Here is a 24,891-nt window from a genome sequence, read left to right as displayed (position 1 = left end):
GCTCAGCTCCCGGCGGGAACGGCGCCGACCTCGGCCAGCCAGGGCAGCACCTCATCGGCCAGCCGTTCCGGGCACTGCAGCTGCGGCACGTGCCCGATCCCGTCGAGCTCGACGTACCGCCAGCCGGGGTGGCGACGGGCGACGTCCCGGGCGGCCTGCACGGGGATCAGCCGGTCCCGGTCGCCGTGCACCAGCAGCACCGGCCCGGTGATCCGCTCCATCGCCGTCCGGTAGCGCCGCGGGTCGGCGAGCTGCGCGAGGAGCGAGCGGGCGGCGGCGAGGTAGGCCTTGTCCATGCCCGCGTGGTCCTCGCGCTCCTCGAGCAGCGTCACGGAGCGGTCGATGACCGAGGGAGGGAGCGTGTCGGGGTCCACACCGACGAGGCGCAGCACCTCCCGGACCCGCTGCAGCGGCGTCTGCCGCGCCCGGCGCAGCCACAGGAAGCGCTCCCCGAGCACGGGCATCGCGTAGAGCGCGAACATGGCGGCGACCAGCGGGTCCAGCGAGCGCCGCGGGCCCGGCACGGCGGGGTCGAGCAGGACCAGCCCGCTCACCGCCTCGGGGTGCTGGGCCTTCTCGAGGATGGAGATCATCCCGCCCATCGAGTTGCCGACCAGCACGGCCGGCTCCCCGGCCACCTCCAGCAGGAAGCGGTGCAGCACCTCGACGTTGGCGTGCACCGTCGCCCGGCGGCCGCCGGGCTCGCTGCGACCGAACCCCGGCAGGTCGATGGCCAGGACCCGGGCGTGCGGCCGGAGCAGCGGCGCGAACGTGTCCCAGTTCAGGTGCGAGCCGCCGAGACCGTGGACGAGCACCACCCGCGGTGCGTCGTCCGGGCCGCCGAAGTCGACGTAGTGCACCGGCCCGTCGAGGTCCACCGTCCGGCTCTCCCCCGGCATCTCCTGCTCCGCTGTCACGCCCGTCCGTCCTCTCCGCCGATCCCGCCACCAGCAACGGTCGCACGACCGCCTGCGCGACGGCCGGGCGCCGGTTGCGCTGCAGCTGGGGTCCGCCGTGCCGATATGACCCAGGACACAGTTCGGCAACGCTCGCATTGCCATCCGATGACCGGGGTGTGAGCTGGGACTCACGCTGGTACTTGCCTGTGCAACGACGTAACAGGAGGTCGACGTGGCACGACAGACGCACGCCGGACCGGCGCTCCCGCTCTACCTGAGCGAGCCCGGCCGCGCAGTGGCCGACTACGGCCTCTATCTCGCCACCCGGCCGCTCACCCCGCGACTGCCCAAGGGCGACGGTCACCCCGTGCTCGTCCTGCCCGGCCTCCTGGCCGACGACGTGTCGACCGCGGCCCTGCGCCGCACGCTGCGCCGGCTGGACTACCGCGTCCACGGGTGGGGGCTGGGTCGCAACATCGGCCCGACCGCGCAGTGCGTGAACGGACTCCGGGACAAGCTCGACTACCTGCACGGCCGGTACCGGCGTCCCGTCACGATCATCGGCTGGAGCCTGGGCGGCATCTTCGCCCGCGACCTCGCCCGGACCTCCCCCGCGAAGGTCCGCCAGGTGGTCACCCTGGGCAGCCCGTTCCGGCTGACCAGCTACGACCAGACGCGCGCCGCGAAGGTCTTCGACCGGTACTCGCACCTGCACGTGGAGCAGCGGGCGCTGCCGCTGGAGCCGGACGGCGTGCCGTTGCCGGTCCCGGCCACCTCGATCTACTCCCACTACGACGGCATCGTGCACTGGCAGACCTGCCTGGACACCCCGGGCGAGCGCTGCGAGAACATCGCGGTGACCGCCAGTCACCTCGGGCTCGGGCACCACCCGGCCGCCATCTGGGCCGTCGCCGACCGTCTGGCGCAGCCCGAGGGCACGTGGGCGCCCTTCCAGGCACCCCGGTTCCTCCGTCCGGCCTTCCCGAAGCCCGCGGAGCCGCAGCCCTGCTCGCCGGCCGACGCCGTGGCGGACTCCGCCGCCTGAGGGTCCGCCTCCCCGCAGGCCGCCGGACCGGGGGTGCCATCCTCGGCGGGTGACCACCCCTCGCGGCCGACGCTGGGAGGAGCTCCTCGACTGGCCGCTCACCGTGGCCTCGGTGGTGTTCCTGACCGCCTACGCCTGGCCGATCCTCGATCCCGACCTCGACCGCTCGTGGCGGCTCCTCTGCGAGGTCCTGACCTGGATCACCTGGACCGCCTTCGCCGTCGACTACGTGGTCCGGCTGGCGCTGGCCGCCGACCGCCCGAGGTTCGTGCGGACCAACCTGATCGACCTGGCGGTCGTCGTCCTGCCGCTGCTGCGTCCCCTGCGCCTGCTCCGGCTGGTGACGGTGCTGCGCGTCCTCGACCGCTACGCCGGTGGGGCGCTGCGCGGGCGCGTGCTCACCTACGTGGGGTCGGCGACGGCGCTGGTGATGTTCCTCGCCGCCCTGGCCCTGCTGGACGCCGAGCGCAACCACCCCGAGGCGAACGTGACCGACTTCCCCGACGCCCTGTGGTGGGCGTTCGCCACCGTGACCACGGTCGGCTACGGGGACCGTTTCCCGGTGACGGGCACGGGCCGCGCCATCGCCGCCGGGCTGATGCTGGTCGGCATCGCCCTGCTCGGCACGGTCACCGCGGCGGTCGCCTCCTGGCTGGTGGAGAAGGTCCAGCAGGCCGACGAGGCGTCCGAGGCGGTCACCCGCCGCGACATCGCCGCGCTGACCGCCGAGGTCGCCGCGCTCCGCGCCCAGCTGTCGGCCGACCGCGACCCGGGGCAGGACGCGGCACCGGCTCCCCCGGCGCACGACGGAGGCGGGTCGGCCCGGTAACACCTGCGTGCCGGTCTCCGGTGGGCGCGGCAGGGTTCGAACCTGCGACCGCTCGCTTGTAAGGCGAGAGCTCTACCGCTGAGCTACGCGCCCGGCGCGCCCAGGGTAGAGACCCGGGCGCCCGGCGGGTCAGGCCGCCAGCTGCGCGACCGCGTCCTTCCAGCCGGACTGCTGGCGGGCGTCGCCGGGCCCGTTCACCTCGGCGAAGGCGACGGTCCCCCCGGCGTCGACCAGGAAGGTGCCGCGCACCGCCATGCCGGCCTTGTCGTTGAAGACGCCGTAGGCCTGGGCCGTGGCCCCGTGCGGCCAGAAGTCCGACAGCAGCGGGAAGTCGAAGCCCTCCTGGGCCTTGAACGCCTTGAGGCTGAACACCGGGTCGGTGCTCACGGCGAGCACCCGCACGCCGGCGTCGGTGTAGTTGGCCAGCTCGTCGCGCAGCTGGCACAGCTCGCCGGTGCAGATGCCGGAGAAGGCGAACGGGTAGAAGACCAGCAGCACGGGCGTGCCCCGCAGATCGGCGAGGCCCACGACCTGCTTGTCCTGGTCGGGAAGGCTGAACTCGGGAGCGGCGTCGCCGACGGAGAGCGTCATGCCCCCGATCGTGCCGTACGCGCTACCGGCGGCTGCGCGCGGTCTTCGGGCTGACCAGGCGGATGCCCGACCAGTCCTTGGCCGCGGAGACGCTGCTGGTCTGCTGCAGACCCGCCGTGGGGGCGACCTCGGTGACGTCGCCGGGCTCCACGTGGCCGGGGCGGCCGGACTTGGGCACGAGCAGCCAGACGACGCCGTCCTCGCCGAGGGAGGTGATGGCGTCGGTCAGCGCGTCGAACAGGTCGCCGTCGTCCTCACGCCACCACAGCACGACGACGTCGGCCACCTCGTCGGTGTCCTCGTCCACCATCTCGCTGCCCGAGAGCTCGATGATGGCGTCGCGCAGGTCCTCGTCGGCGTCCTCGTCCCAGCCGAGCTCCTGCACGACCATGCCCGGCTTGATGCCCAGCCGGGCCGCCATGCCGGCGCTGTCGACGCTCATCCGTACTGCTCCTCCATGGGTGGACCTGCTGCTGATCGCTCGTGGGATGGATGGTGCCCTGCCTGCGGGCCGTCCGCTCGGGGACGCGTCACGGGCGTGCGCACCGGTGCCGGCGCGGACGTTCGTCCCCGGCGACGCGAGGGCGGACGGGCACGGACACGACCGGCGGGAGAGCTCCCCGCTGCCTGGCCATGTCACCCCTCTCGTCCCCCCGCAGTGCGGGGCTCCCGTGCGGGCCCGTTCCACCGGGCCACGTGGGCGGAAGCGTAGGGCATGACCGCCACGAAGCAAGACTCGCCGACCCAGGGACACCCCGCTCCCCCGTCGACGCGCACCGCGGAGGAGGTCCGGAACGTGACGGGCGGCTCGCCCAGGGGAGACCATGGGGGCATGAGCGCACAGCAGTCGGACGGCGACCCCGCCCGCGACACAGGCGCACCCCGCGCGGTCATCACCGACGGGCTGCCCAGCCAGCTTCCGGACATCGATCCGGAGGAGACGCAGGAGTGGATGGACTCCCTCGACGCGGTCGTCGGCCACGCGGGCCGCGAGCGCGCCCGCTACCTCATGCTGCGGCTGCTCGAGCGCAGCCGCGAGCAGCAGGTCGGCGTCCCAGCGCTGCGCAGCACCGACTACCTCAACACCATCCCGCCGGCACGCGAGCCCTGGTTCCCCGGTGACGAGGACGCCGAGCGCCGCATCCGCGCCTACATCCGTTGGAACGCCGCGATCATGGTGCACCGCGCGCAGCGGCCCGGGATCGGCGTCGGCGGGCACATCTCCTCCTACGCGAGCTCGGCCTCGCTCTACGAGGTCGGCTTCAACCACTTCTTCCGCGGCAAGGACCACCCCGGCGGCGGCGACCAGATCTGGTTCCAGGGGCACGCCTCCCCCGGCATCTACGCCCGGGCCTTCCTCGAGGGCCGGCTGACCGAGGAGCAGCTGGACGGCTTCCGGCAGGAGGTCAGCCACCCCGGCGGCGGGCTGTCGAGCTACCCGCACCCGCGGCTGATGCCGGACTTCTGGGAGTTCCCCACCGTCTCCATGGGCCTGGGCGGGATGAACGCGATCTACCAGGCGCGGTTCAACCGCTACCTGCACGACCGCGGCATCAAGGACACCTCCGACCAGCACGTCTGGGCGTTCCTCGGCGACGGCGAGATGGACGAGCCGGAGTCGCTCGGCACGATCGGGCTGGCCGCCCGCGAGGAGCTGGACAACCTCACCTTCGTCGTCAACTGCAACCTGCAGCGCCTGGACGGCCCGGTGCGCGGCAACGGCAAGGTCATCCAGGAGCTGGAGTCCTTCTTTCGCGGCGCCGGGTGGAACGTGATCAAGGTGATCTGGGGCCGGGAGTGGGACCCGCTGCTGGCCGCTGACCGCGACGGCGCCCTGGTCAACCTGATGAACCAGACGCCGGACGGCGACTACCAGACCTACAAGGCCGAGGACGGCGCCTTCGTGCGCGAGCACTTCTTCGGCCGCGACCCGCGCACCCGCAAGCTCGTCGAGAGCATGAGCGACAAGGAGATCTGGGGTCTGTCCCGCGGCGGGCACGACTACCGCAAGGTCTACGCGGCGTTCAAGGCCGCGCAGGAGCACAAGGGCCAGCCGACGGTCATCCTGGCCAAGACGATCAAGGGCTGGACGCTGGGCAGCCACTTCGAGGGCCGCAACTCCACCCACCAGATGAAGAAGCTGACCGCCGAGGACCTCGCCCTCTTCCGCGACCGGCTCTACCTGGACATCCCCGACTCCGCGCTGGACAAGACCCTGCCGCCCTACTACCGGCCCGATCCCGACTCCGACGAGATGCAGTACATGCTCGAGCGGCGGCGGGCCCTGGGCGGCGCGGTGCCGCGCCGGCGCGCGGAGTTCAAGACCCTCAAGGCGCCCGAGGACAAGGCGCTCGACATCCTCCGCAAGGGCTCGGGCAAGCAGGAGGTGGCGACGACGATGGCGTTCGTCCGCCTGCTCAAGGAGCTGCTCAAGGACGACGAGATCGGCCCGCGCCTGGTGCCGATCATCCCCGACGAGGCCCGCACCTTCGGGCTGGATTCGCTCTTCTCCAGCCACAAGATCTACAACCCGGGGGGCCAGCGGTACACCTCGGTCGACCGCGAACTGATGCTGGCCTACAAGGAGTCCGAGCAGGGCGTGATCCTGCACGAGGGCATCAACGAGGCGGGCTCGACCGCGTCGTTGACCGCCGTCGGCACGTCGTACGCCACGCACGGCGAGCCGATGATCCCGATCTACATCTTCTACTCGATGTTCGGGTTCCAGCGGACCGGTGACAGCTTCTGGGCCGCCGCCGACCAGATGACCCGCGGCTTCGTCCTGGGCGCCACCGCGGGGCGGACGACGCTCAACGGCGAGGGGCTGCAGCACGAGGACGGGCACTCGCTGCTGCTGGCGCACACCAACCCGGCGGTGGTGTCCTACGACCCGGCGTTCTCCTTCGAGCTCGCCCACATCACCCGCGACGCCCTGGTCCGGATGTACGGCGACGACCCGGGCGCACCGCTGGGCGGCTCCCGCTCCCCCGACGTCATGTACTACCTGACCGTCTACAACGAGCCCTTCGTCCAGCCGGCCGAGCCCGAGGACCTCGACGTCCAGGGCGTGCTGGCCGGCATGTACCGCTACGCGGAGGGCCCGCGGGCCGACGACGGCGAGCCCGGCGAGGTCAAGGCGCAGCTGCTGGCCTCGGGGGTGGCGGTGCCCTGGGCACTGCGCGCGCAGGAGCTGCTGGCGCAGGACTGGGGGGTGTCGGCCGACGTCTGGTCGGTGACCTCGTGGGGCGAGCTGCGCCGGCAGGCCGACGCGGTCACCGAGCACAACTTGCTCCACCCGGAGGAGGACCCGCAGACGCCGTACGTCACCCAGCGGCTGTCGCAGACGACCGGGCCGGTGATCGCGGTGTCGGACTGGATGCGCGCCGTGCCCGACCTGATCGCGCCGTACGTGCCCGGTGGGCTGAGCTCGCTCGGCACCGACGGGTTCGGCCTGTCCGACACCCGTCCGGCACTGCGCCGGCACTTCCACGTGGACGCCGAGTCGATCGTCGTCCGCACGCTGGCCTCGCTGGCCGACGAGGGGCAGGTCGACCGCGCGCGGGTGAAGGAGGCCGTGGAGAAGTACCGGATCCGCGACGTCGACGCCGCTCCGGCCGACGACCGGAGCGACCCGAGCCCCGCGACCTGAGCGAGGGCCCTGGACGCGCTCAGCCGCGCAGCGCGTCCAGGGCCATCCGCGCGTAGAGGGCGACGCCGGCGGGCAGCGCCTCCTCGTCGAACACCACCAGGTTCGAGTGGTTGGCGGGGGCGTCCCCCAGATCGACGCCCGGCGGGCAGGCGCCGAGGAAGGCCATCGCGCCGGGCACCTGCTCCAGCACGTAGGAGAAGTCCTCGGCGCCCATGACCGGCGCCGGGGCCGCCACCGCGGCCGGCGTCCCGAGCAGCTGCCCCGCGGTCTGCAGCACCCGGGCGGCGACGCCGGCGTCGTTCACCGTCACCGGGTAGCCCGCGGTGTGCTCGAACACCAGCGTCATCTCGTGCGCCGCAGCGACATGCGTGGCGACCCGCTGCACGGCGGCGACGACGTCCCGCCGGCGCTCCGCCGACAGCGTGCGGATCGTGCCCTCAAGGAAGGCGATCTCCGGGATGACGTTGTCCCGGGAGCCCGCCGCGATGTGGGCGACCGTGACCACCGCGGGGTCGAAGACGTCGACGCGGCGGGTGACCATCGACTGCAGGGCGAGCACGATCTCGGCCGCCACCGGGACCGGGTCGGCGGCGCTGTGCGGCATCGAGGCGTGGCCGCCGCGGCCGCGCACGGTCATGCGCCACTGGTCGGCCGCGGCCATCATCGGCCCCGGCCGCACGTGGACGGTGCCGCTGGGCAGGTTCGAGATGATGTGCATGGCGAACGCGCCGCTCACCGGCGCCTCCGGGACGACGCCGAGCAGGCCCTCGTCGAGCATGTACCGGGCGCCGTGCAGGCCCTCCTCCCCCGGCTGGAACATGAGCACGACCTGGCCGGCGATCTCGTCGCGGCGCTCCGCGAGCAGCCGGGCGGCGCCGACCAGCATGGCCACGTGGGTGTCGTGCCCGCAGGCGTGCATCGCGCCGGGGATCTCCGAGGCGAACGGCAGACCGGTGTCCTCGTGCACCTGGAGGGCGTCCATGTCGGCGCGCAGCAGGTAGGTGGGACCGGGCCGCGCCCCGCGGAGGACGCCGACGACGGAGCTCACCGCCGTCCCGGTCGTCACCTCGACCGGCAGCTCGGCCAGCGCCTCCAGGACGGTCGCCTGCGTCTGCGGCAGCTTCAGGCCGATCTCCGGCCGCCGGTGCAGACGACGACGCAGGTCGATGGTGCGGTCGGCGTCGTCGTGCGCGGCGGTGAGCAGGTCGGAGGCGGCGGTCGACATGGCTCCCACTCTCACCCACGGCCGGGGCCGGTGCACACCCCTAGGGCCGGTCGTCGGCCCAGGCCGGGCGGCCGGTCTCCAGCTGCCACACCAGCAGGGTCTCCCTCTCCGCCGGCACGACGGGACCGCCGCCGTGGCCGACGACGGTCGTCGCGGTACCGGCCCGGAGCAGCAGCCCCGCGGGCACGTCGACCGGGACGCCGGGCGCCGCCCGCGCCACCCACAGCTCGGCGTCGGGACGGTCCAGCCCGACCCGGCCGGTGACGCCGCGGCGTACCTCGTGGGAGGGCTCGGCGGTCGGCCGGGCGGGCCGCAGGTAGCACTGCAGGACCCGGGCGCCCTCGTCGCCGGCCGCCTCGTCGTGGACCAGACCGGTGCCCGCCCGCAGCACCGCCACGTCGCCGGTCGCCATGCGGGCGCCGGCGCCCCACCGGTGGCGCAGCGCGCCGGCCAGCACCACGGCGACGACGTCGACGCGCGCGTGCTCGTGGGTGCCGTAGCTCTGCCCGGGCGCCAGCCGGTCGTCGGACACCCGCAGCAGCGGGCCCAGCGAGCCGTCGTCGGGGGCGAGCACGGTGCGCTGCTCCGGTCCGGTCACGCCGGTTCCTCCCGTCCGGCCGGCAGCACCCCGAGGGCCAGCGCGGTGAGCAGCGTCCAGCCCACCCCGAGCGCCCAGCCGGCCAGCACGTCGGAGAGGTAGTGGACGCCGAGCCACATCCGGGTGAGACCGACCAGCGCGACCAGCAGCACGCCGAGCGCCGTCCAGACCTGCCGTGCACCCGGTGCCAGCGCGGGCCAGGCCAGCAGCAGGCCGACCGCGACCAGGGTCGCGATGCCCGAGGAGTGACCGCTCGGGAAGCTGAGCGAGTCGTACCGCGCGCCGCCGTCGTCGAAGGCCGGGCGCACCCGGCCGAAGAAGTCCTTGAGCGCTGCCGTCACGGGGGCGACCAGCACCGCCGCGGCGAGCACCCACAGCACCGTCCGCCAGGCCCGCCGGCGGACCAGCCAGATCAGCACCGGCACCGCCACGACGAACCGGAACCAGGACAGCCCGGGTGCGGTGAGGACCTCGAGCAGCAGGTCCAGCCCGCGGCTCCGGTCGTCCCCGGCGTAGACCGCCTCGCTCGCCCCGGCGTCGACCGCCTGCTGGGGCCCGAATCCGGTGCGCACCCCGACGCCGAGCACCGCCAGCACCGCGGCGCAGACGGCGAGGGCCCCGACGGCCCTGGACGGGGCACGGCTGCGGGTGACGGTCGTGCCACCGTCCGGGGGAACGCTCACGGTCCTACTCTCCCCGACACGCCCCGCACGTGACACGCTGACGCGGTGAGGAGCCGGGTGATCGACCGCCCGAGCGCGGCCACCCTCCGGCGGCTCGAGCGCTCGTCGGGTGCGCTGGCCACCCAGGCCGTGGCCCGCATGGACGACGAGCTGTCCTGGTTCCGCGCGATGCCGGCCGACCAGCGCTCGTGGGTCACGCTGGTCGCGCAGGCGGGCCTGGCCTCCCTGGTCGAGTGGTGCCGCGACCCCGGCCGGCCGCCGCGGCTGACCGGCGAGGTCTTCGGCGCCGCACCCCGCGAGCTGGTCCGGGTCGTCGCGCTCAAGCAGACCGTCGACCTCATCAAGGTGACCGTGGAGACCCTCGAGGACCACGTGGCCTCCGTCGCCGAGCCCGGGGACGAGGAGATGCTCCGGCTGGCCGTGCTGCAGTTCAGCCGGGAGGTCGCCTTCGCCACCGCGCACGTGTACGCCAGCTTCGCGGAGAGCCGCGGCGCGTGGGACGCCCGGCTCGAGGCGCTGCTCGTCGACGCCCTCGTGCGGAGCGAGCGCTCGGAGGAGCTCGCCGGCCGCGCCGCGGCCCTGGGCTGGTCGGCGATGAGCCCGGTGACGGTGGTCGTCGGCCCCACCCCCGACGGGGCGGCCGACCCGCACGCCGCCGTCCGCCGGGCCGCCCGCGCACTGCGCAGCGAGGTGCTGGTCGGCGTGCACGCCGACCAGCTGGTCGTCGTCCTGGGCGGGCACGACGACCTGCCCTCGGTCGTGGCCCGCGTGGCCGAGGAGTTCGGTCCCGGCCCCGTCGTCTCCGGTCCGGTCGTGGAGGGCCTCGGCCGCGCCGGCGAGTCGGCGACCGCGGCGCTGGCCGGCCTGCGCGCGGCCCGGGCGTGGCCGGAGGCGCCGCGTCCGGTGACCGCCGACGCCCTGCTTCCCGAGCGGGCGCTCGACGGCGATCCCCTGGCGCGGGCGGCGCTCCGCGACGAGGTCGCCGGGCCGCTGCACGCCGCCGGCAGCGGGGTGCTGGAGACGGTGCGCGCGGTGCTCGGCAGCGGCGGCAACCTGGAGGCCACTGCCCGGGCGATCTTCGTCCACCCCAACACCGTGCGGTACCGGCTCAAGCGGGCCGCCGAGCTCACCGGGCTGTCGGCCACCGACCCGCGGGGCGGCTGGACCCTCCAGGTGGCGCTGGCCTTGGCCCACCTCGACAGGGACCGCTCCCTCTGGGACTGAGACCCGTGTGGTTCCCACCACGTAACCAGGCCATTCCGGCCCGTACCGCCGCCTGTTTTGGAGGAACCCTCCAAAGATCACCTGTGTGCTTTCGTGCCGCGCACCACCGCGGCGGACGGCGGACTTTGGCACGGTGAGGAGGTGCTCGCCGTCCTCGCCCCCGGTCAGGGTGCCCAGAAGCCCGGAATGCTCACCGACTGGCTGGAGCTCCCCGGAGCCGAGTCGTTCTTCCGCTGGGCCGGCGCCGTCGCCGACGCCGATCTGCTGACGCTGGGCACCGAGGGCGACGCCGAGGCCATCGCCGACACCGCGGTCACCCAGCCGCTGGTGGTCGCCATGAGCCTGTTCGTCGCCCGCGAGCTGGGCGGGCTCCCCGGGCCGGTCGCGCACACCCCCTACGCGGGGCGGGACGTCGTCATCGCCGGGCACAGCGTCGGCGAGCTGACCGCCGCGGCGCTCGCCGGTGTGCTCAGCGTCGAGGCCGCGATCGCGCTGACCGCCGTCCGCGGCCGCGCCATGGCCGCCGCCTGTGCCCAGACGCCGACCGGGATGTCCGCCGTCCTCGGGGGCGATCCCGCCGAGGTCCTCGCCTCGCTCGAGCGGCACGGCCTTGCGCCGGCCAACCTCAACGGCGCCGGGCAGGTCGTGGCCGCCGGTCCCCTCGAGGGCCTGGCCGCCCTCAAGGCCGACCCGCCCGCGAAGGCGCGGGTCATGCCGCTGTCGGTCGCCGGCGCGTTCCACACCCCCTTCATGGCCTCGGCCCGCGAGCAGCTTGAGGGCCTGGTCGACGGGCTGACGCCGATGGACCCCAGCCGCCTGCTGCTCTCCAACGCCGACGGCGCGGCGGTGAGCTCGGGCGCCGAGGCCCTGCGGCGCCTGGTCACCCAGGTGACCAGCCCGGTCCGGTTCGACGCCTGCCTGGCCACGCTGCGGGACCTCGGCGTCACCGCGGTCCTCGAGCTGCCGCCGGCCGGCGCGCTGGCCGGGCTGGCCAAGCGCGAGTGGAAGGGCGCCGGCATCGAGATCCTGGCGGTGAGCAGCCCCGCCGATCTCGACCGCGCCCGGCAGCTGATCGCCGCCGAGCGCGGCCGCGCGGAGGCGGAGCACTTCCCCGACTGGCGCGTGGTGGTCGCACCTGCTCGCGGCACGGTGAGCCCCGCGGAGGTCGCCGAGGGCTCGCACCTGCCGGCCGGGACCCCGCTGGGCTGCATCCGCGGCCGGCGCGAGGAGGTCAACGTGTCCGCGGCCTACGACGGGGTGCTGGCCGAGTGGCTGGTGCACGAGGGCGACCTCGTCGACGCCGGCGACCCGATCGCCCGTCTCTACCCGGAGGTGTCCGCGTGACGAGTCTCAGGACGGTTCCGGGCGCTCCGGGCGCCCGCATCCTCGGCCTCGGGAGCTACCGCCCGCGCCGCCGCGTGACCAACGACGAGCTCGCGCAGGTCATGGAGACCAACGACGAGTGGATCCAGAGCCGGGTCGGGATCGCCGAGCGCCGCTGGGCCGACGACGACGAGACCCTCGTCGAGATGGCCACGGCCGCCGGCGGCAAGGCCATCGCCGCCAGCGGTCTGGCGCCGGACGAGATCGACCTGGTCGTCCTGGCCAGCGCCAGCCTGCGGCAGCCCATCCCCGGCATCGGCCCGCAGGTGGCACACCGCCTGGGCATCCCCCGCCCGGGCGCGCTGGACCTCAACGCCGGGTGCGCGGGCTTCTGCTACTCCCTCGGCCTGGTCTCCGACGCCATCCGGTCGGGCTCGGCGCGCAACGCCATCGTCGTCGGGGTCGAGCGGCTCAGCGACGTCACCGACATGACCGACCGGTCGACCGCGGTGATCTTCGCCGACGGGGCCGGGGCGGCGGTCGTCGGCCCGTCCGACGAGCCGGGCATCGGCCCGGTCGCCTGGGGCAGCGACGGCGACCAGCACTCCGCGATCGAGATCGCCGCCGGCAGCCAGTTCATGACCATGGCCGGGCAGGCGGTGTACCGCTGGGCCACGACCAGGCTCACCGAGGCGCTGACCCAGGCGATGGACCGCGCCGGGGTCACCGCCGCGGACATCGACGTGTTCGCGCCGCACCAGGCCAACCTGCGGATCATCGAGTCGATGAGCAAGCGGCTGGGCTTCGGCGAGAAGACCGTCATCGCCCGCGACATCGTGCGCTCGGGCAACACCTCGGCCGCCTCCATCCCGCTGGCCCTCGGCGCGCTGATGGAGTCCGGCGAGGCGAAGTCGGGCGACCTCGCCCTGGTCCTCGGCTACGGCGCCGGCCTGACCTACGCCGGTCAGGTCCTGCGGCTGCCGTGAGGCCACCCCGGAGCGCTCCCGCTCCCCACAGTTGCCGGGACACCTGGTCCCGGACGTCGACGACCGCCCCGCACCGGGGCGCCGTCCCATCCGAGAGAGAGGACCACCCCGCGTGAGCAGCACCCAGGAGATCCAGTCCGGCCTGGCCGAGATCCTGGAGGAGGTCGCCGGCGTGACCCCTGCCGACGCCACCCCCGAGAAGTCGTTCACCGAGGACCTCGACGTCGACTCCCTGTCGATGGTCGAGATCGCCACGGCGGTCGAGGACAAGTTCGGCGTCGCGATCCCCGACGACGAGCTCGGCAACATCAAGACCGTCGGCGACGCCATCAGCTACATCGAGAAGAACCAGGGCTGACCCAGCCGACCCCCGGTCGCCCGACCCCGCTCCAGGAGGAACAGCCATGAGCACGTCCGACGTCGTCGTCACCGGCCTCGGGGCCACCACGCCCCTGGGCGGCGACGTGTCCAGCACCTGGGACGCGCTGCTCGCCGGGCGGTCGGGGGTCAGCCGCATCACCGACGACTGGATCAAGGAGTACCCGGCCCAGCTCGTCGCCCGCCTGTCCACCGAGCCCTCCGAGCAGCTGGACCGGGTGCGCGCCCGCCGGCTCGACCGCAGCCAGCAGGTCGCCGTCGTCGCCGCCGAGGAGGCGTGGCGCGACTCCGGCGCGGGCGAGGCCGGGGTCGATCCGCTGCGGATCGCCGTCGTCATGGGCACCGGCATCGGTGGGGCGCTGACCCTGCTCGGCCAGGACGACGTCCTGGAGGAGAAGGGCCCGAAGCGGGTCTCCCCCTTCACCATTCCGATGCTCATGCCCAACGGGCCGGCTGCCGCGGTGGGGCTCTCGATCGGGGCGAAGGGCGGCGTGCACGCGCCGGTCAGCGCCTGCGCGTCGGGGGCGGAGGCCATCCGCTGGGGCCTGGACCTGCTGCGCTTCGACCGCGCCGACGTCGTCCTCGTCGGCGGGACCGAGGCGTGCGTGCACCCGCTGCCCATGGCGGGCTTCGCCGCGATGCGGGCGATGTCCACCCGCAACGACGAGCCCGAGCGCGCCTCCCGCCCGTTCGACAAGGGCCGGGACGGCTTCGTGCTCGGGGAGGGCGCGGCCGCGCTGGTGCTGGAGCGCGCCGACTCGGCCACGGCCCGGGGGGCACGCATCCACGCCCGCCTGGCCGGCGCCGCCGGCACCGCCGACGGCTACGACCTGGTCGCCCCGCACCCGGAGGGCGAGGGTGCGTCCCGGGCCATCTCCGCCGCCCTCCGCGACGCCGGCCTCACCCCGGCCGACGTCGGGCACGTGAACGCCCACGCCACCTCGACCCCGGTCGGCGACACCGCCGAGGCCGCCGCCATCCGCTCCGCCATCGGCGACCACGTGCTGGTCAGTGCCACCAAGAGCCAGACCGGCCACCTGCTGGGTGCCGCCGGGGCGCTGGAGTCGGTGTTCACGGTCCTCGCGCTGCGCGAGCAGGTCGTGCCGGCGACGGCGAACCTCGACGACCCGGACGACGACGCCAACGTGCAGGCCCTCGACATCGTGCGTTCGGAGCCTCGACGCACCACCCTCACCGCCGCGGTCAACGATTCGTTCGGCTTCGGCGGCCACAACATCGCGCTGGTCTTCACGACCGCCTGAGGGCGACCGCGTTCCAGCACCCCTTCCGTGGAGGTCCCGTGACGACAACGTCCGCCGCCCCGCTCCTCACCGCACCGGACCCGCGCGACCCCGAGGACCGCCTGTCGCGGTTCTTCGATCCGGGGTCCATGGAGCTGCTGGCCGCGCGCGACACCTCCGGCGTCCTGGCCGCGCGCGGTCGGGTGTCCGGGAGCCCCGCGATCGCCTTCTGCACCGACGCCACGGTCATGGGCGGCGCGATGGGGGTCGACGGCTGCCGGCACATCGTCGACGCGATCGACACCGCGCTGCGCGAGCGGGTGCCGGTCGTCGGTATCTGGCACTCCGGCGGCGCCCGGCTGGCCGAGGGCGTCACCGCCCTGCACGCGGTGGGCGAGGTGTTCGCCGCGATGGTGCGGTCCTCCGGCCGCATCCCGCAGATCTCGGTCGTCCTCGGGGCAGCCGCCGGAGGTGCGGCCTACGGACCGGCGCTCACCGACGTGGTGATCATGGGTCCGGCCGGCCGGGTGTTCGTCACCGGGCCCGACGTCGTCCGGTCGGTCACCGGGGAGAACGTCGACCAGGAGACGCTCGGCGGACCCGACACCCACGGACGCCGCTCCGGCGTCGTGCACGTGGTCACCGACTCCGAGCCCGCGGCGCTGGAGACGGCGCGGCAGGCGGTGGACCTGCTGGCCGCGCAGGGGTCGTTCGCCCCCGCCGCCGACGAGCCCGACGTCGACCTCAAGGCCCTGCTGCCGGAGCAGCCGCAGCGCGCCTACGACGTCAAGCCGTCGATCACGGCGCTGCTGGACGAGCCGGGCCTGGAGCTGCACCCGCGGTTCGCCCCGAACGTCGTCACCACGCTCGGCCGGCTCGCCGGGCGCACGGTCGGGGTCATCGCCAACAACCCGATCCGGTTGGGTGGCTGCCTGGACTCGGCGTCGGCGGAGAAGGCCGCCCGCTTCGTGCGCATGTGCGACGCCTTCGGGGTGCCGCTCGTCGTGCTCGTCGACGTGCCCGGATACCTGCCCGGCGTGGGCCAGGAGTGGGACGGCGTCGTGCGGCGGGGCGCGAAGCTGCTGCACGCCTTCGCCGAGGCCGTGGTGCCGCGGGTGACCCTGGTGACCCGCAAGTCCTACGGCGGCGCCTACATCGCGATGAACTCCCGCTCGCTCGGTGCGACCGCGGTGTTCGCCTGGCCCGGGGCCGAGGTCGCCGTCATGGGGGCCAAGGCGGCGGTCGGCATCCTGCACCGCAAGAAGCTGGCCGCGGCCCAGCCCGGCGAGCGCGAGGCCCTGCACGCCCAGCTGGCCGAGGAGCACGAGCGGATCGCCGGCGGCGTGAACCGGGCCGTGCAGATCGGCGTCGTGGACGAGGTCGTGGACCCCGCCCACACCCGGCGCCGGCTGATCACGGCGCTGGCCGCCGCTCCGCACGGACGCGGGGCACACGGCAACATCCCGCTCTGAGGCCCGAGGTCGGCGCGCCGGCCCCGGGAGCACGGAGATGATCGTCCGGGCGCCGCTTCCCCGACGGCGCCCGAACGATCGGTTCCAGGCTACGACGCGACCGGCTCGGGAGCCGAGCGGTCGTGTTCGTTCCGAGACCTGAGCCCGACTAGACGACCTGGTGCAGCCAGGTGACCGGGCTGCCGTCGCCGGCGTGCCGGTAGACCTCGAGGTCGGCATCCCAGGCCGCCCCGAGCAGCTGGTCGACGCCGTGCCGGAAGGCCTCGCTGGACGACGCCGTCGCCGCGAGGTGCCGCAGCTGCTGCTCGCTGATCATGATGTCGCCGTTGGCGCTCGTCGGCGCACGGAAGACACCGTGGCCGGGCACGTAGGACATGCGCTCGCCGTCGTTGCCGTGGCTGGCTTCCTCGGTGACCTCGAAGCGCAGCATCGGCCACTGCCGCAGGGCAGCCACCAGCCGGGCACCTGTTCCGGGTGAACCGGTCCAGGCGACCTCGGCACGGTAGGCACCGTGCGCCGCGGGCTGCTCGTCCCACGTCAGGGAGACCGGCGCGCCGACGACGCGCTCGAGCGCCCACTCGACATGCTGGCAGAGCGCTTTCGGGCACGCGTGCACGAAAACGACACCCTGGGTTGACCGTCGCTGCACGGGGCACCTCCATCGACTCGATCGGTCTCGTCTTCCCCTACGGACCCATCGATTCGGTGACGCGCTGTGTTCGGCAGTGGCGGAGCAGGGCTACCGGGAACAGTCTGCATGATGGAAGCCCGATCGCGCCAGCCCGAGTGGGGCTCTTGTGCTCCATGTGACGGGAGAGACCGGATCGTCCGCTTTCCCGCTGGTCAGCAGCCATAGCACGACCCGTGGGCCCCGTCTAGCGGGTCCGGAGCGGTCCGGCGGGGAATCGGAGACGCTGAGCGTGGGCCGGTGGGCGCCCGGCGTGCCCAGTCCGGCGGACGACCTCATCCCGTCACGGACAGTAACTGGAGTGTGTGACGGACAGTGGTACCGCCCGCACAGCGCGCGTGTCGCCGAGCCGGACGGGCGGGCTCAGGCCGCCGGCAGGGCGGTCCGGTCGCCACCAGCTGCCTTGGCCCGGTACATGGCGGCGTCGGCGCGGTGCAGGAGCTCGGCGACGTCCTCGTCCGGCAGCACCTCGGCGACGCCGATGCTGGCGGTGACGCCACCGCGGGCACCCACCAGGGCGACCGCCTGCCGCAGCCGCTCGGCCAGCATCTCCCCGGAGAAGGACTCGGACACCTCGGCGAGGACGGCGAACTCGTCACCGCCCAGCCGGGCCACCGTGTCGGTCTCCCGGACGGCGGCAGCGAGGACCGAGGCGACGGCCTGGAGCAGCGCGTCGCCGGCGGCGTGCCCGTCGCGGTCGTTGACCGCCTTGAACCCGTCCAGGTCGACGACGCAGACCACCGTCCGGTGTTCCCGGGCCGCCGCCACGGCGAGCGGGAGGCGCTCGATCAGGGTCCGCCGGTTCGGGATGCCGGTGAGCGGATCCGTGGCGGCCAGCGTCCGCTGCGTGCCGATCAGCTCGACCTGGCGGTCGTGCGCCGCCCACGAGTTGGCCGAGGCCATCGTGCAGATCAGCGTGAAGGCGACCATGACCGAGACGAAGAAGGCAGCGTTCGTACTGATGCCCGATGTCCCGAGGAACGCGACGTACCCGCCCGTCATGAGCGTGCCCATGGCCACGACCCCGTAGGGCGGGTAGGCCACGGCCATGTAGGTCAGGGTGAGGAAGAGCAGCGCGTCCAGCGGGCTCTCCGCCCCGCCGTCGATCCAGGTCGCGGACAGGATCACCACGGTGGTGGCGAGGGTCCAGAGGTAGAACATCGTGGGGCCGCGCCGGTCGCGCATCATCGCCGGCAGCGGTAGGAGCAGCAGCGCCGGGGCGCTCCCCATGACCAGCAGGGCCAGAGCCACGAGGAGCGGGTGGTGCCTGCCGGGAGTGTCGGTGAAGAGCACGTACACCAGGACGGCGAGGGCGCTGACCTCGGTGAGCAGCACGCCGTAGCGCACGTGCCGCACCCAGTAGGCGGCGCGGTCGTCGTCGGTGGCCAGCGGCCGGTAGAGGCCGTCGCGGACCACGGCGAGGAGCCGGCGGACTCCCGCTGCGCGGGCGCCCGCCGGCGCACCGCCGCTACGGCGGTCCCCCGTGAGTGCGCTGGTCACACCCCGGCGATCGGCGTCGCCGGGCGTGCGCTTGACCGGTCCTCACCCCCGGGGGTGAGGACCGGTTGCGGACGCGAGGACCGCGTCCCATGCCTGCCGGGCGGCCGCCTGGGTAGGCCCGGAGCATGGGACGACACCAGGGCATGGCCGACGCCGGGCGCGAGGAGGTCGCCGCGCGGGTGCTGAGCGCGTGGGACGCGTTCATCGCCGCAGCCGAGCGGGTCGAGCTCAGCCGCCCCTCACGGCTGCCGGGATGGCGGGCGCACGAGATCTGCGTGCACCTGGGGTGCTGGGACGACCACACGGCGATGGCCGACCTGATCGCGTCCGCCCGCACCGGTGCCACGGGAGCCCAGCCCGATCCCGACGCGGTGAACGCCCGCGTCACCGCCGCGCACGCCGGGGCCACGCGGGCCGACGTGCTCGACGCACTCCGCCGCAACCGGGAGGCCACCGCGCGGTACCTGACCGAGGAGCCGGTCGAGCTCGACACCGCCCCCGCGGTGTCGGTGGTCGGGCGGGTGCCGCTGCTGAGCGTCGTCCTCGGGCAGGCCTACGAACTGGCCGTGCACGGCCTGGACCTGGTCTCGTGCGGCGCGGAGCCACCGCCGCCGGAGGTGCTCCAGTCGGGGCTGGCGGCCCTCACCGACGTCACCGGGGCGCTGGCCACGTCCTGCGGCATCACCGGCGAGGTCACCCTGGCCACTCCGGACGGCGGCTGGTCGTTCATTGCCGATCCCCAGGGCTGGATCGTGCGGTCGGTGCCCGGCGGCACCCACGAGGGGCCCGCGATCGAGGCGCCGGCGGAGCTGCTGCTCGACGCGGCGTCGGGGCGCACCAACCCGGTGCCGGCCGTCGCGCGCCGCCAGCTCAAGGTGCACGACGTCGGAGGCCTGCTGGTGCTGGCGCCGATCGTGCAGAAGGTGCCGGGCATCCCGGGCGGTCCGATCCTGCAGCTCGCGGCACGCACCGTGGGGGGCGCCGGCGGTGTGCTCGGCCGGCTGCTCAGGAGGGGCTGACGCCCGCGCGACGTCGTCGGAACCAGAGCGTGCCCACCACCGCGAGCGCGATCAGCGGGAGCGCCGTCGCCGCCGTGGCACTGGAGACCAGCGCAGGAGCCGAGGCGCCGAACCCCACCTGGACGACGGTGCTCGGCAGGATCCCCAGGGCGGTCGCGGCGAGGTAGGGCAGCAGCCGCATCGCGGTCAGCCCGGCGCCGTAGCTGAGGACGACGAAGGGCACCACCGGGACCAGCCGGCCGACGAGCAGCGCGACGAAGCCGCGGTCGACCAGCAGGCGGTCCAACCGGGCCAGCCGCGGTCCGGCCAGCCGGGTGACCGCTGCCCGGCCCAGCCAGCGGGCGAGCGCGAAGCTGCCGACGGCGCCGAGCATCGCCCCGGCCAGGGCCACGAGCAGCCCGGGGCCGAACCCCGCGACCAGGCCGAGCAGCACCGAGACGGCCGTGCGCGGCACCGGCGCCATCAGCACCACGCCGACGCCCGCGACCAGCGCCGCCCACCCCGCTCCGCCGACGTCGTCCAGCCAGCGCCGGACGACGTCGACGTCGGGGAGCTCCACGGTGAGGGCGAGCACCAGGCCGGCGATCAGCAGCAGCGCGAGCAGGGATGCGCGCAGCCAGGTGGTGTCAGCCCTCCCCCACGTCCGCACCGCCCCATGATCGGGCACGGGCGCGCCGCGGCTCAGCAGCCGCCGAGGGAGATCCCGTGCCGGGCCAGCCACGGCACCGGGTTGGTGCGGTTCACGTAGAGGCCCCCGGTGTGCACCTCGAAGTGCAGGTGGGGCCCGGTGGACTGACCGCGGTTGCCGACCTCGGCGATCTGCTGGCCCGCCGAGACGACCTGACCGGGGCTGACGAAGAACCGGTTGACGTGGCCGTACACCGTGATCACGCCGTCGCCGTGCTGCACGGCGACCGCCAGGCCGAATCCGCTGGCCGGGCCGGCCTGGAGCACCACGCCGCCGTCGGGGGCGTGCACCGGCGTGCCGATCGGGGCGGCGATGTCGACGCCGGCGTGCAGGGTGCCCCAGCGCGAGCCGTAGCAGGAGGTGACCCGGCCGTTGGTCAGGGCCGCGCCACCACCGACACCACCACCGCCCGCCGAGCTGAGGCTCCTCGTCGGGGCGCCCGGAGCGCTGGGCGTCGTGGTGACCGCGGCAGCCTGGGCGGCGGCCGCCATCCGGGCCAGCTGCTGGGCCTCCCACGCCTCCGCGGCGTCGCGAGCGCCCTCCATCTCGAGCAGCCGGATCTCGGCCGCGCGCAGCTGCTGGTCGAGGGCCGCCTTGTCGGCGGCGACGGCGTCGAACTCGGCCTGCGCGCCGGCCACCTGCTTCTCGGCGGCGGCGTGGGCCTCCGCGGCGATGTGCGCCGCGCGGTCGCGCTCGGTGACCGCCGCCTGGGCCGCCCGCTCGGCCCGGGCCTGCTGGACCTTGACGGCCTCCATCGCGCTCAGCGTCTCGGCGCGCTCGCCACTGAGGACGTCGAGCGTGGCGGCCTGCTGGAGCAGCTCAGTGGGGCCCTCGGCGTCGAGGAGCAGGTGCATGTCCCCGAAGGACTCCTGGCCACCACCCATGTAGGCCGAGCGGCTGATCTCGGCGACCTCGTCCTCGGCCTGCTCGACGGCCTGCTCCGCGTCCTGGAGGGCCGCCGCCGCGAACCACGCCTCCCGCGTGGCGGCGTCGAGGGCTGCCTGGGCGGCGAGCGCCTCGCCACTGGCGGCCTCGGCCTCGAGGGTCATGCGGTGGAGCTTCTGCTCGGCCTCGGCGACCCGGGCCGCGATGGCGGCGACCTCCGCCGCGACGGCGTCGTGCTCCGACTGGGCGGCTTCGACCCGGGCGTCGTCGGCGGGAGCGGCCGTCGCCGCCGGCGCCCCGATCAGCGCGGCGACGAGGAGCGTGGTGCCGGTGAGGGACATCCGGAGGTGTCGACGTCGGGGCGAGTGGGTACTGGTTCGGCGGTGCAGGGTCGCCAAGGCGACGGTTCTCCATTCCTCACGACCGCCTACCGAGTTAGCTGACGGGTTCGGGCCGTTAGGTGCCCTACCTGGCCGCGCGACGTGCACGGACACGATTCACCCCAGAACTGCGATGGGTCCCCGGTCCCCCCGGCCATCAGGCCGGCGAGTTCGGCGGGGTCCGGCCGAGGCCCTCGGGTTCGAAGGCGGTGCTCGGTGGACCGCAGGGGACGGTACAAGCGAAACCTGGGTATGTCACAGGCGGATAACGAGAACATTGGCAACATTCGGCGGGACTCGCCGACGCGAGCCGCGTGGCCGCTGGTCAGCGGGTTCTGCGGGTGTGAGGCATCCCTCTCTGGCAGGCTGTGACCGCCGGGGCGGTAGCTCAGCCGGTCAGAGCATGGGACTCATAATCCCTGGGTCGTGGGTTCGAGCCCCACCCGCCCCACTCCGCGTGACACCCACCGTCGCATCCCGTGACGTGATCGGCGACGTGGACCCGCACCGGAGGAGCTGACTGCTCCGCGGCGGCAGCGGGTCCCCTTCCGCCGCCACGGGTGCGGCCGGTCGGTCAGAGGCGGCCCTTGATGGTCCGGGAGTAGGCGGCCCAGACGGTGGGCGTCTCGGCGACGACCAGCCGGTAGTTGCCGGCCTTCGGCGACGCGACGGAGACCGTCGCCGTGCCCGCCCTCGACGTCCTGACCGACTTGACGAAGGTCCAGGCGGACCTGCTCGTCGGCTGGTGGAACACACCCACGCGCACGCCGGCGCGCGCGACGTCCTTGTGCGAGCGGCCCGACCACTGCGTCGCGGTGGCCACCCAGGTCAGCTTCGTCCGGGTGCGGCTCACCGAGGTCGCCAGCTTCGAGCCGTACTTGACCGTGGTGTACGCGTCGTTCTGGACCAGCCGAGTCAGGTCGGCCCGCGCCGCACCCGTCGCCTTGAGCTGCCACCTGCCCATCGGGGCGTCGTCGGGCCAGGTCCCGACGAAGACGACATCCTCACCCTCCGCCAGTTCCTCCGGCGTGAACTGGACGGCGGCGGACGTGCCGCTGCTCTTGTGCCGGTAGTCCCAATAGGCGTACGACGCCTCGTTGCGGTAGCAGCCGAGGGTGAGCCGCATGTCGGCCTCGACCTCTTCGGCGTCCACGACGACCTTGGACGGCACGATCAGCCCGCACTGGGCGGCCGCGTGCGCCGGCGTCGGGGCGACGACCGCCGCGCCGACGGCCAGCACGGCCGGGAGGACGAGGGAACGAAGGCGCATGGCACCGCTCTCTCGCGCGCGGACGGCCCTGGCGGCCGCCGATCGACCGGATCATGGGGGTCGGCAGGAGGCGGCACCACGACCGCGTCGGCACGTCGCGAGACGGTCGCCGCACCCGTCACACCCACCCCGTGCGAGGCTCGGGCGCCCACGACCCGAGGAGAGGACGTCACCGTGCCGTCGGACGACGCGCTCGCCGGCCGCGTGCAGGCGGTGCTGGACATCCCGCTGCACCGCTTCCTCGGCATCGACCTGCGCCGGCGGGACGACCCGTCCTCGGGGATCTGGTTCCCCGTCGACTCCCCCGCGCTGAACCCGGCGGAGATGCTGCACGGCGGCGTCATCTACACCGTCCTGGACGTGGCCGCCTTCCTGGCACTGCTCCCCCACCTGGCCGACGGCGAGCACGCGGTGACCCACGACCTCACGGCCTCGCTGCTGCGACCGGTTCCGGCCGGTGCCCGCGTGGACGTCACCGCCTCGGTGCTGCGCCGCGGCCGTGCGGTCGCCTTCCTGCGCACGGAGGCCTGGGTCGACGGGCAGCTGGTGGCCGCGGGGCAGGTCACCAAGACGGTGGTTCCGGTCAGCTGACCCCGACCGGCCGCCCGGCGGCCTCCGGGAGACGCCCCACGCCCGGGACGAACCTCCCGGCCGTCGCCGCGTAGGCGTCGTACGCGGCGCCGTGCACGGCCCGCAGGTAGGGCTCCTCCACGGCGCGCACCTGCAGCTGGACGGCGACGACGAGTGCGGCCAACGCGAGGATGCCGACCCACGTCGGCACCATCAGCACGATCCCGAGCTGGGCGGCCACCATCGCGGCGAAGACCGGGTTGCGGACGTGCGCGAAGACGCCGGCCGTGACCAGCGCGGTGCGCTCGCCGGGATCGACGCCGATCCGCCAGGACGTGCCCATGCCGGTCTGGGCGGCCAGGGTGGCGGCGAACCCGGCGAGCGCCACGGCGAGGCCGGCCGCCTGGAGAGCGACCGGCGGATCCGCCGGCACCACACCGGCGACGGCGAGCAACGGCCCGCCGAGGCCGAGGACGATCGCGACGACGAACAGCACCCCGCCCCACCAGCCCGCATCGGCCGGTGTGCCCGAGATGCCGTGGAACCCGGCCGAGCCGGTGCGTCGCCGCTGCACCCAGGACCGGACGCCGAAGAGGACGACCAGCGCCACCACGTACAGGACCAGCGCGACGACGGTCACCGGCCCGGCTCGCGCATCGAGATCTGGAGCGGCTCCGTTGCCGACGGCGCGCAGCAGGCGTCCGTGCAGCCGTCGTCGCAGGCGCAGTCCTCACCGGCAGCGCCGGGGAGGACCGGACCGCAGGCGCACCCCTCGCCCCGCCACGCCTCGAAGCCCTCCCGGACGGCGACGGCGGCGATGACCAGCCCGGCGACCGGGTCGGCCCAAGCCCAGCCGAGGGTGGCGTTGAGGACCAGGCCGAGGAGCAGCACCGCGGACAGGTAGGTGCACAACAGCGTCTGGGTCGAGTCGGCGACGACGGCGCGCGAGCCGAGCGCGCGACCCGTGCGGCGCTGCGCCCAGGAGAGGAAGGGCATGACGAGCAGGGAGGCGATCGCCAGCCCGATGCCGACCGGCGACGCGTCCGGATCCGCGCCCGAGAACAGCGCCCGGACCGATTCGACACCGACGTAGGCGGCGAGGGCGAAGAAGGACAGCGCCATCAGCCGCAGCGCCTGCCGCTCGCGCGACTCGGGCAGCCGGTGGCGGAACTGCCACAGGATGATGAGGCCGCTGGACACCTCGACGACCGAGTCGAGCCCGAAGCCGACGAGGGCGACCGACCCGGCGGCGAGACCGGCGGCGATGGCGATGACCGCCTCGATCACGTTGTAGGTGACCGAGGCGCCGGCCAGCAGCTGGGCGCGCCGACCGAGCCGGGCGCGCTCGCCGGGCGACGGCGTCGCGGTCATCGTGCGGCCTGCTCGCCGTACGCCGAGCACAGGGCCACCGCGTCACCGGTCGCGGCCAGCAGCCGCTCGGTCGAGGCGAGGACGTCCATCAGCGCGGCCGGGTGCTCGAGCGACCACATCGACGCCCGCCCCTCGGGTCGCGACGACACGAGGCCGCAGTCGCGCAGACAGGCCAGGTGGGCCGAGACGGTGGACTGGGCCAGGCCCAGGTGCGCGGTGAGGTCGACGACCTTGTGCTCGCCCGAGGCGAGGTGCTGCAGGATCGCCAGCCGGGTCGGGTCGCCCAGGCTCCGGAACAGACAGGCCGCCGCCGACAACGCCGCCGCCTCGTCCACCGCCGGCCGGCCCAGCGACACGTCGTTCATCGTCATTCGGCG

The 24,891-nt window shown here is 74.2% G+C and carries 25 protein-coding genes, 2 tRNA genes and 1 riboswitch; of the genes, 12 read left to right on the top strand and 15 right to left on the bottom strand.

Features of this window, described 5'->3' with window-relative positions; genetic code table 11:
• Positions 1–2 precede the first annotated feature (2 nt).
• A complete protein-coding gene (locus ACI793_RS08630; RefSeq protein WP_456605961.1) occupies positions 3–917 on the bottom strand; it encodes an alpha/beta fold hydrolase in 915 nt (304 codons plus the stop codon).
• Positions 918–1,131: 214 nt separating this feature from the next.
• Between ACI793_RS08630 and ACI793_RS08625 the strand changes: the two genes are divergently transcribed.
• Together ACI793_RS08625 and ACI793_RS08620 are read left to right on the top strand one after the other, a co-directional pair.
• Positions 1,132–1,944: an esterase/lipase family protein gene (locus tag ACI793_RS08625; RefSeq protein ID WP_456605960.1), complete on the top strand. Its 813-nt coding sequence runs from the start codon at positions 1,132–1,134 to the stop codon at positions 1,942–1,944.
• A gap of 49 nt (positions 1,945–1,993) precedes the next feature.
• Entirely contained in the window at positions 1,994–2,773 is a 780-nt protein-coding gene (locus tag ACI793_RS08620; protein WP_456605959.1) for a potassium channel family protein, read from the top strand.
• A 21-nt stretch (positions 2,774–2,794) separates the two neighbouring features.
• On the opposite strand, the gene ACI793_RS08615 is transcribed toward ACI793_RS08620, so the two are convergent.
• The 3 genes from ACI793_RS08615 to ACI793_RS08605 form a co-directional block, all read right to left on the bottom strand.
• Positions 2,795–2,866, bottom strand: a tRNA-Val gene (locus ACI793_RS08615).
• A 36-nt stretch (positions 2,867–2,902) separates the two neighbouring features.
• Positions 2,903–3,364 (bottom strand): peroxiredoxin, encoded by a 462-nt coding sequence (locus ACI793_RS08610; protein ID WP_456605958.1) that lies wholly within the window; start codon positions 3,362–3,364, stop codon positions 2,903–2,905.
• A 22-nt stretch (positions 3,365–3,386) separates the two neighbouring features.
• Entirely contained in the window at positions 3,387–3,806 is a 420-nt protein-coding gene (locus ACI793_RS08605) for a DUF3052 domain-containing protein (protein WP_456605957.1), read from the bottom strand.
• Between the two features lie 390 nt (positions 3,807–4,196).
• On the opposite strand from ACI793_RS08605, the gene aceE reads away from it, so the two are divergent.
• The gene (gene aceE, locus ACI793_RS08600) at positions 4,197–7,013 is read left to right on the top strand and encodes a pyruvate dehydrogenase (acetyl-transferring), homodimeric type (RefSeq protein WP_456605956.1); all 2,817 of its coding nucleotides are present in this window, start codon (positions 4,197–4,199) and stop codon (positions 7,011–7,013) included.
• A 19-nt stretch (positions 7,014–7,032) separates the two neighbouring features.
• On the opposite strand, the gene ACI793_RS08595 is transcribed toward aceE, so the two are convergent.
• The 3 genes from ACI793_RS08595 to ACI793_RS08585 are packed head-to-tail and all read right to left on the bottom strand — an operon-like array spanning position 7,033 to position 9,519.
• A complete protein-coding gene (locus ACI793_RS08595) occupies positions 7,033–8,238 on the bottom strand; it encodes a M20 metallopeptidase family protein (RefSeq protein ID WP_456605955.1) in 1,206 nt (401 codons plus the stop codon).
• Between the two features lie 40 nt (positions 8,239–8,278).
• Positions 8,279–8,836, bottom strand: coding sequence for a pirin family protein (locus tag ACI793_RS08590; RefSeq protein ID WP_456605954.1), 558 nt, complete (start codon positions 8,834–8,836; stop codon positions 8,279–8,281).
• Entirely contained in the window at positions 8,833–9,519 is a 687-nt protein-coding gene (locus tag ACI793_RS08585; protein WP_456605953.1) for a phosphatase PAP2 family protein, read from the bottom strand. Before ACI793_RS08585 ends, ACI793_RS08590 begins: the two co-directional genes overlap by 4 nt.
• Positions 9,520–9,576: 57 nt before the next feature.
• On the opposite strand from ACI793_RS08585, the gene ACI793_RS08580 reads away from it, so the two are divergent.
• The 6 genes from ACI793_RS08580 (at position 9,577) to ACI793_RS08555 (ending at position 16,143) form a co-directional block, all read left to right on the top strand.
• Positions 9,577–10,743, top strand: coding sequence for a PucR family transcriptional regulator (locus tag ACI793_RS08580; protein WP_456605952.1), 1,167 nt, complete (start codon positions 9,577–9,579; stop codon positions 10,741–10,743).
• A gap of 93 nt (positions 10,744–10,836) precedes the next feature.
• A complete protein-coding gene (locus ACI793_RS08575; protein WP_456605951.1) occupies positions 10,837–12,087 on the top strand; it encodes an acyltransferase domain-containing protein in 1,251 nt (416 codons plus the stop codon).
• Entirely contained in the window at positions 12,084–13,052 is a 969-nt protein-coding gene (locus tag ACI793_RS08570; RefSeq protein ID WP_456605950.1) for a beta-ketoacyl-ACP synthase III, read from the top strand. The genes ACI793_RS08575 and ACI793_RS08570 overlap by 4 nt, the downstream gene beginning before the upstream one ends.
• Positions 13,053–13,164: 112 nt before the next feature.
• The gene (locus ACI793_RS08565) at positions 13,165–13,410 is read left to right on the top strand and encodes an acyl carrier protein (protein ID WP_040336827.1); all 246 of its coding nucleotides are present in this window, start codon (positions 13,165–13,167) and stop codon (positions 13,408–13,410) included.
• Positions 13,411–13,456: 46 nt separating this feature from the next.
• The gene (locus tag ACI793_RS08560; RefSeq protein WP_456605949.1) at positions 13,457–14,692 is read left to right on the top strand and encodes a beta-ketoacyl-[acyl-carrier-protein] synthase family protein; all 1,236 of its coding nucleotides are present in this window, start codon (positions 13,457–13,459) and stop codon (positions 14,690–14,692) included.
• A 38-nt stretch (positions 14,693–14,730) separates the two neighbouring features.
• On the top strand, positions 14,731–16,143 hold the full coding sequence (locus ACI793_RS08555) for an acyl-CoA carboxylase subunit beta (RefSeq protein ID WP_456605948.1): 1,413 nt from the start codon (positions 14,731–14,733) through the stop codon (positions 16,141–16,143).
• 148 nt (positions 16,144–16,291) lie between these two features.
• Here ACI793_RS08555 and ACI793_RS08550 read toward each other — a convergent pair whose 3' ends face one another.
• Entirely contained in the window at positions 16,292–16,759 is a 468-nt protein-coding gene (locus ACI793_RS08550; RefSeq protein WP_456605947.1) for a DUF3145 domain-containing protein, read from the bottom strand.
• A gap of 435 nt (positions 16,760–17,194) precedes the next feature.
• On the bottom strand, positions 17,195–18,331 hold the full coding sequence (locus ACI793_RS08545) for a diguanylate cyclase domain-containing protein (protein WP_456605946.1): 1,137 nt from the start codon (positions 18,329–18,331) through the stop codon (positions 17,195–17,197).
• Between the two features lie 125 nt (positions 18,332–18,456).
• On the opposite strand from ACI793_RS08545, the gene ACI793_RS08540 reads away from it, so the two are divergent.
• Positions 18,457–19,350: a maleylpyruvate isomerase N-terminal domain-containing protein gene (locus ACI793_RS08540; protein WP_456605945.1), complete on the top strand. Its 894-nt coding sequence runs from the start codon at positions 18,457–18,459 to the stop codon at positions 19,348–19,350.
• On the opposite strand, the gene ACI793_RS08535 is transcribed toward ACI793_RS08540, so the two are convergent.
• Positions 19,337–19,999 (bottom strand): TVP38/TMEM64 family protein, encoded by a 663-nt coding sequence (locus ACI793_RS08535; RefSeq protein ID WP_456605944.1) that lies wholly within the window; start codon positions 19,997–19,999, stop codon positions 19,337–19,339. The genes ACI793_RS08540 and ACI793_RS08535 overlap by 14 nt on opposite strands.
• A 32-nt stretch (positions 20,000–20,031) precedes the next feature.
• Positions 20,032–21,264: a M23 family metallopeptidase gene (locus tag ACI793_RS08530; RefSeq protein ID WP_456605943.1), complete on the bottom strand. Its 1,233-nt coding sequence runs from the start codon at positions 21,262–21,264 to the stop codon at positions 20,032–20,034.
• A gap of 68 nt (positions 21,265–21,332) precedes the next feature.
• A riboswitch (cyclic di-AMP (ydaO/yuaA leader) is annotated at positions 21,333–21,490 on the bottom strand.
• A gap of 190 nt (positions 21,491–21,680) precedes the next feature.
• On the opposite strand from ACI793_RS08530, the gene ACI793_RS08525 reads away from it, so the two are divergent.
• Positions 21,681–21,754: transfer RNA gene (locus ACI793_RS08525), tRNA-Ile, on the top strand.
• Positions 21,755–21,877: 123 nt separating this feature from the next.
• Here ACI793_RS08525 and ACI793_RS08520 read toward each other — a convergent pair.
• The gene (locus ACI793_RS08520; RefSeq protein ID WP_456605942.1) at positions 21,878–22,573 is read right to left on the bottom strand and encodes a hypothetical protein; all 696 of its coding nucleotides are present in this window, start codon (positions 22,571–22,573) and stop codon (positions 21,878–21,880) included.
• A 174-nt stretch (positions 22,574–22,747) separates the two neighbouring features.
• Between ACI793_RS08520 and ACI793_RS08515 the strand changes: the two genes are divergently transcribed.
• Positions 22,748–23,164, top strand: coding sequence for a PaaI family thioesterase (locus ACI793_RS08515; protein ID WP_456605941.1), 417 nt, complete (start codon positions 22,748–22,750; stop codon positions 23,162–23,164).
• Here the strand turns inward: ACI793_RS08515 and ACI793_RS08510 are convergent.
• Genes ACI793_RS08510 through ACI793_RS08500 form a run of 3 tightly spaced genes read right to left on the bottom strand, consistent with a single transcriptional unit; the run spans position 23,157 to position 24,885 of the window.
• Positions 23,157–23,783, bottom strand: a complete 627-nt coding sequence (locus ACI793_RS08510; RefSeq protein ID WP_456605940.1) for a methyltransferase family protein — start codon at positions 23,781–23,783, stop codon at positions 23,157–23,159. The genes ACI793_RS08515 and ACI793_RS08510 overlap by 8 nt on opposite strands.
• The gene (locus ACI793_RS08505; RefSeq protein WP_456605939.1) at positions 23,780–24,514 is read right to left on the bottom strand and encodes a cation diffusion facilitator family transporter; all 735 of its coding nucleotides are present in this window, start codon (positions 24,512–24,514) and stop codon (positions 23,780–23,782) included. Before ACI793_RS08505 ends, ACI793_RS08510 begins: the two co-directional genes overlap by 4 nt.
• Positions 24,511–24,885 (bottom strand): ArsR/SmtB family transcription factor, encoded by a 375-nt coding sequence (locus ACI793_RS08500; RefSeq protein WP_456605938.1) that lies wholly within the window; start codon positions 24,883–24,885, stop codon positions 24,511–24,513. Before ACI793_RS08500 ends, ACI793_RS08505 begins: the two co-directional genes overlap by 4 nt.
• Positions 24,886–24,891 lie beyond the last annotated feature (6 nt).

The organism is Blastococcus sp. SYSU DS0617 (genome assembly GCF_054051075.1).
This window is presented reverse-complemented; position numbering and strand designations above follow the sequence as displayed.

Coding starts and splice junctions, on each gene's coding strand:
- ACI793_RS08530 (WP_456605943.1), bottom strand. CDS start 21,264: ATGTCCCTCACCGGCACCACGCTCCTCGTCGCCGCGCTGATCGGGGCG.
- ACI793_RS08540 (WP_456605945.1), top strand. CDS start 18,457: ATGGGACGACACCAGGGCATGGCCGACGCCGGGCGCGAGGAGGTCGCC.
- ACI793_RS08605 (WP_456605957.1), bottom strand. CDS start 3,806: ATGAGCGTCGACAGCGCCGGCATGGCGGCCCGGCTGGGCATCAAGCCG.
- ACI793_RS08520 (WP_456605942.1), bottom strand. CDS start 22,573: ATGCGCCTTCGTTCCCTCGTCCTCCCGGCCGTGCTGGCCGTCGGCGCG.
- aceE (WP_456605956.1), top strand. CDS start 4,197: ATGAGCGCACAGCAGTCGGACGGCGACCCCGCCCGCGACACAGGCGCA.
- ACI793_RS08560 (WP_456605949.1), top strand. CDS start 13,457: ATGAGCACGTCCGACGTCGTCGTCACCGGCCTCGGGGCCACCACGCCC.
- ACI793_RS08505 (WP_456605939.1), bottom strand. CDS start 24,514: ATGACCGCGACGCCGTCGCCCGGCGAGCGCGCCCGGCTCGGTCGGCGC.
- ACI793_RS08610 (WP_456605958.1), bottom strand. CDS start 3,364: ATGACGCTCTCCGTCGGCGACGCCGCTCCCGAGTTCAGCCTTCCCGAC.
- ACI793_RS08595 (WP_456605955.1), bottom strand. CDS start 8,238: ATGTCGACCGCCGCCTCCGACCTGCTCACCGCCGCGCACGACGACGCC.
- ACI793_RS08500 (WP_456605938.1), bottom strand. CDS start 24,885: ATGACGATGAACGACGTGTCGCTGGGCCGGCCGGCGGTGGACGAGGCG.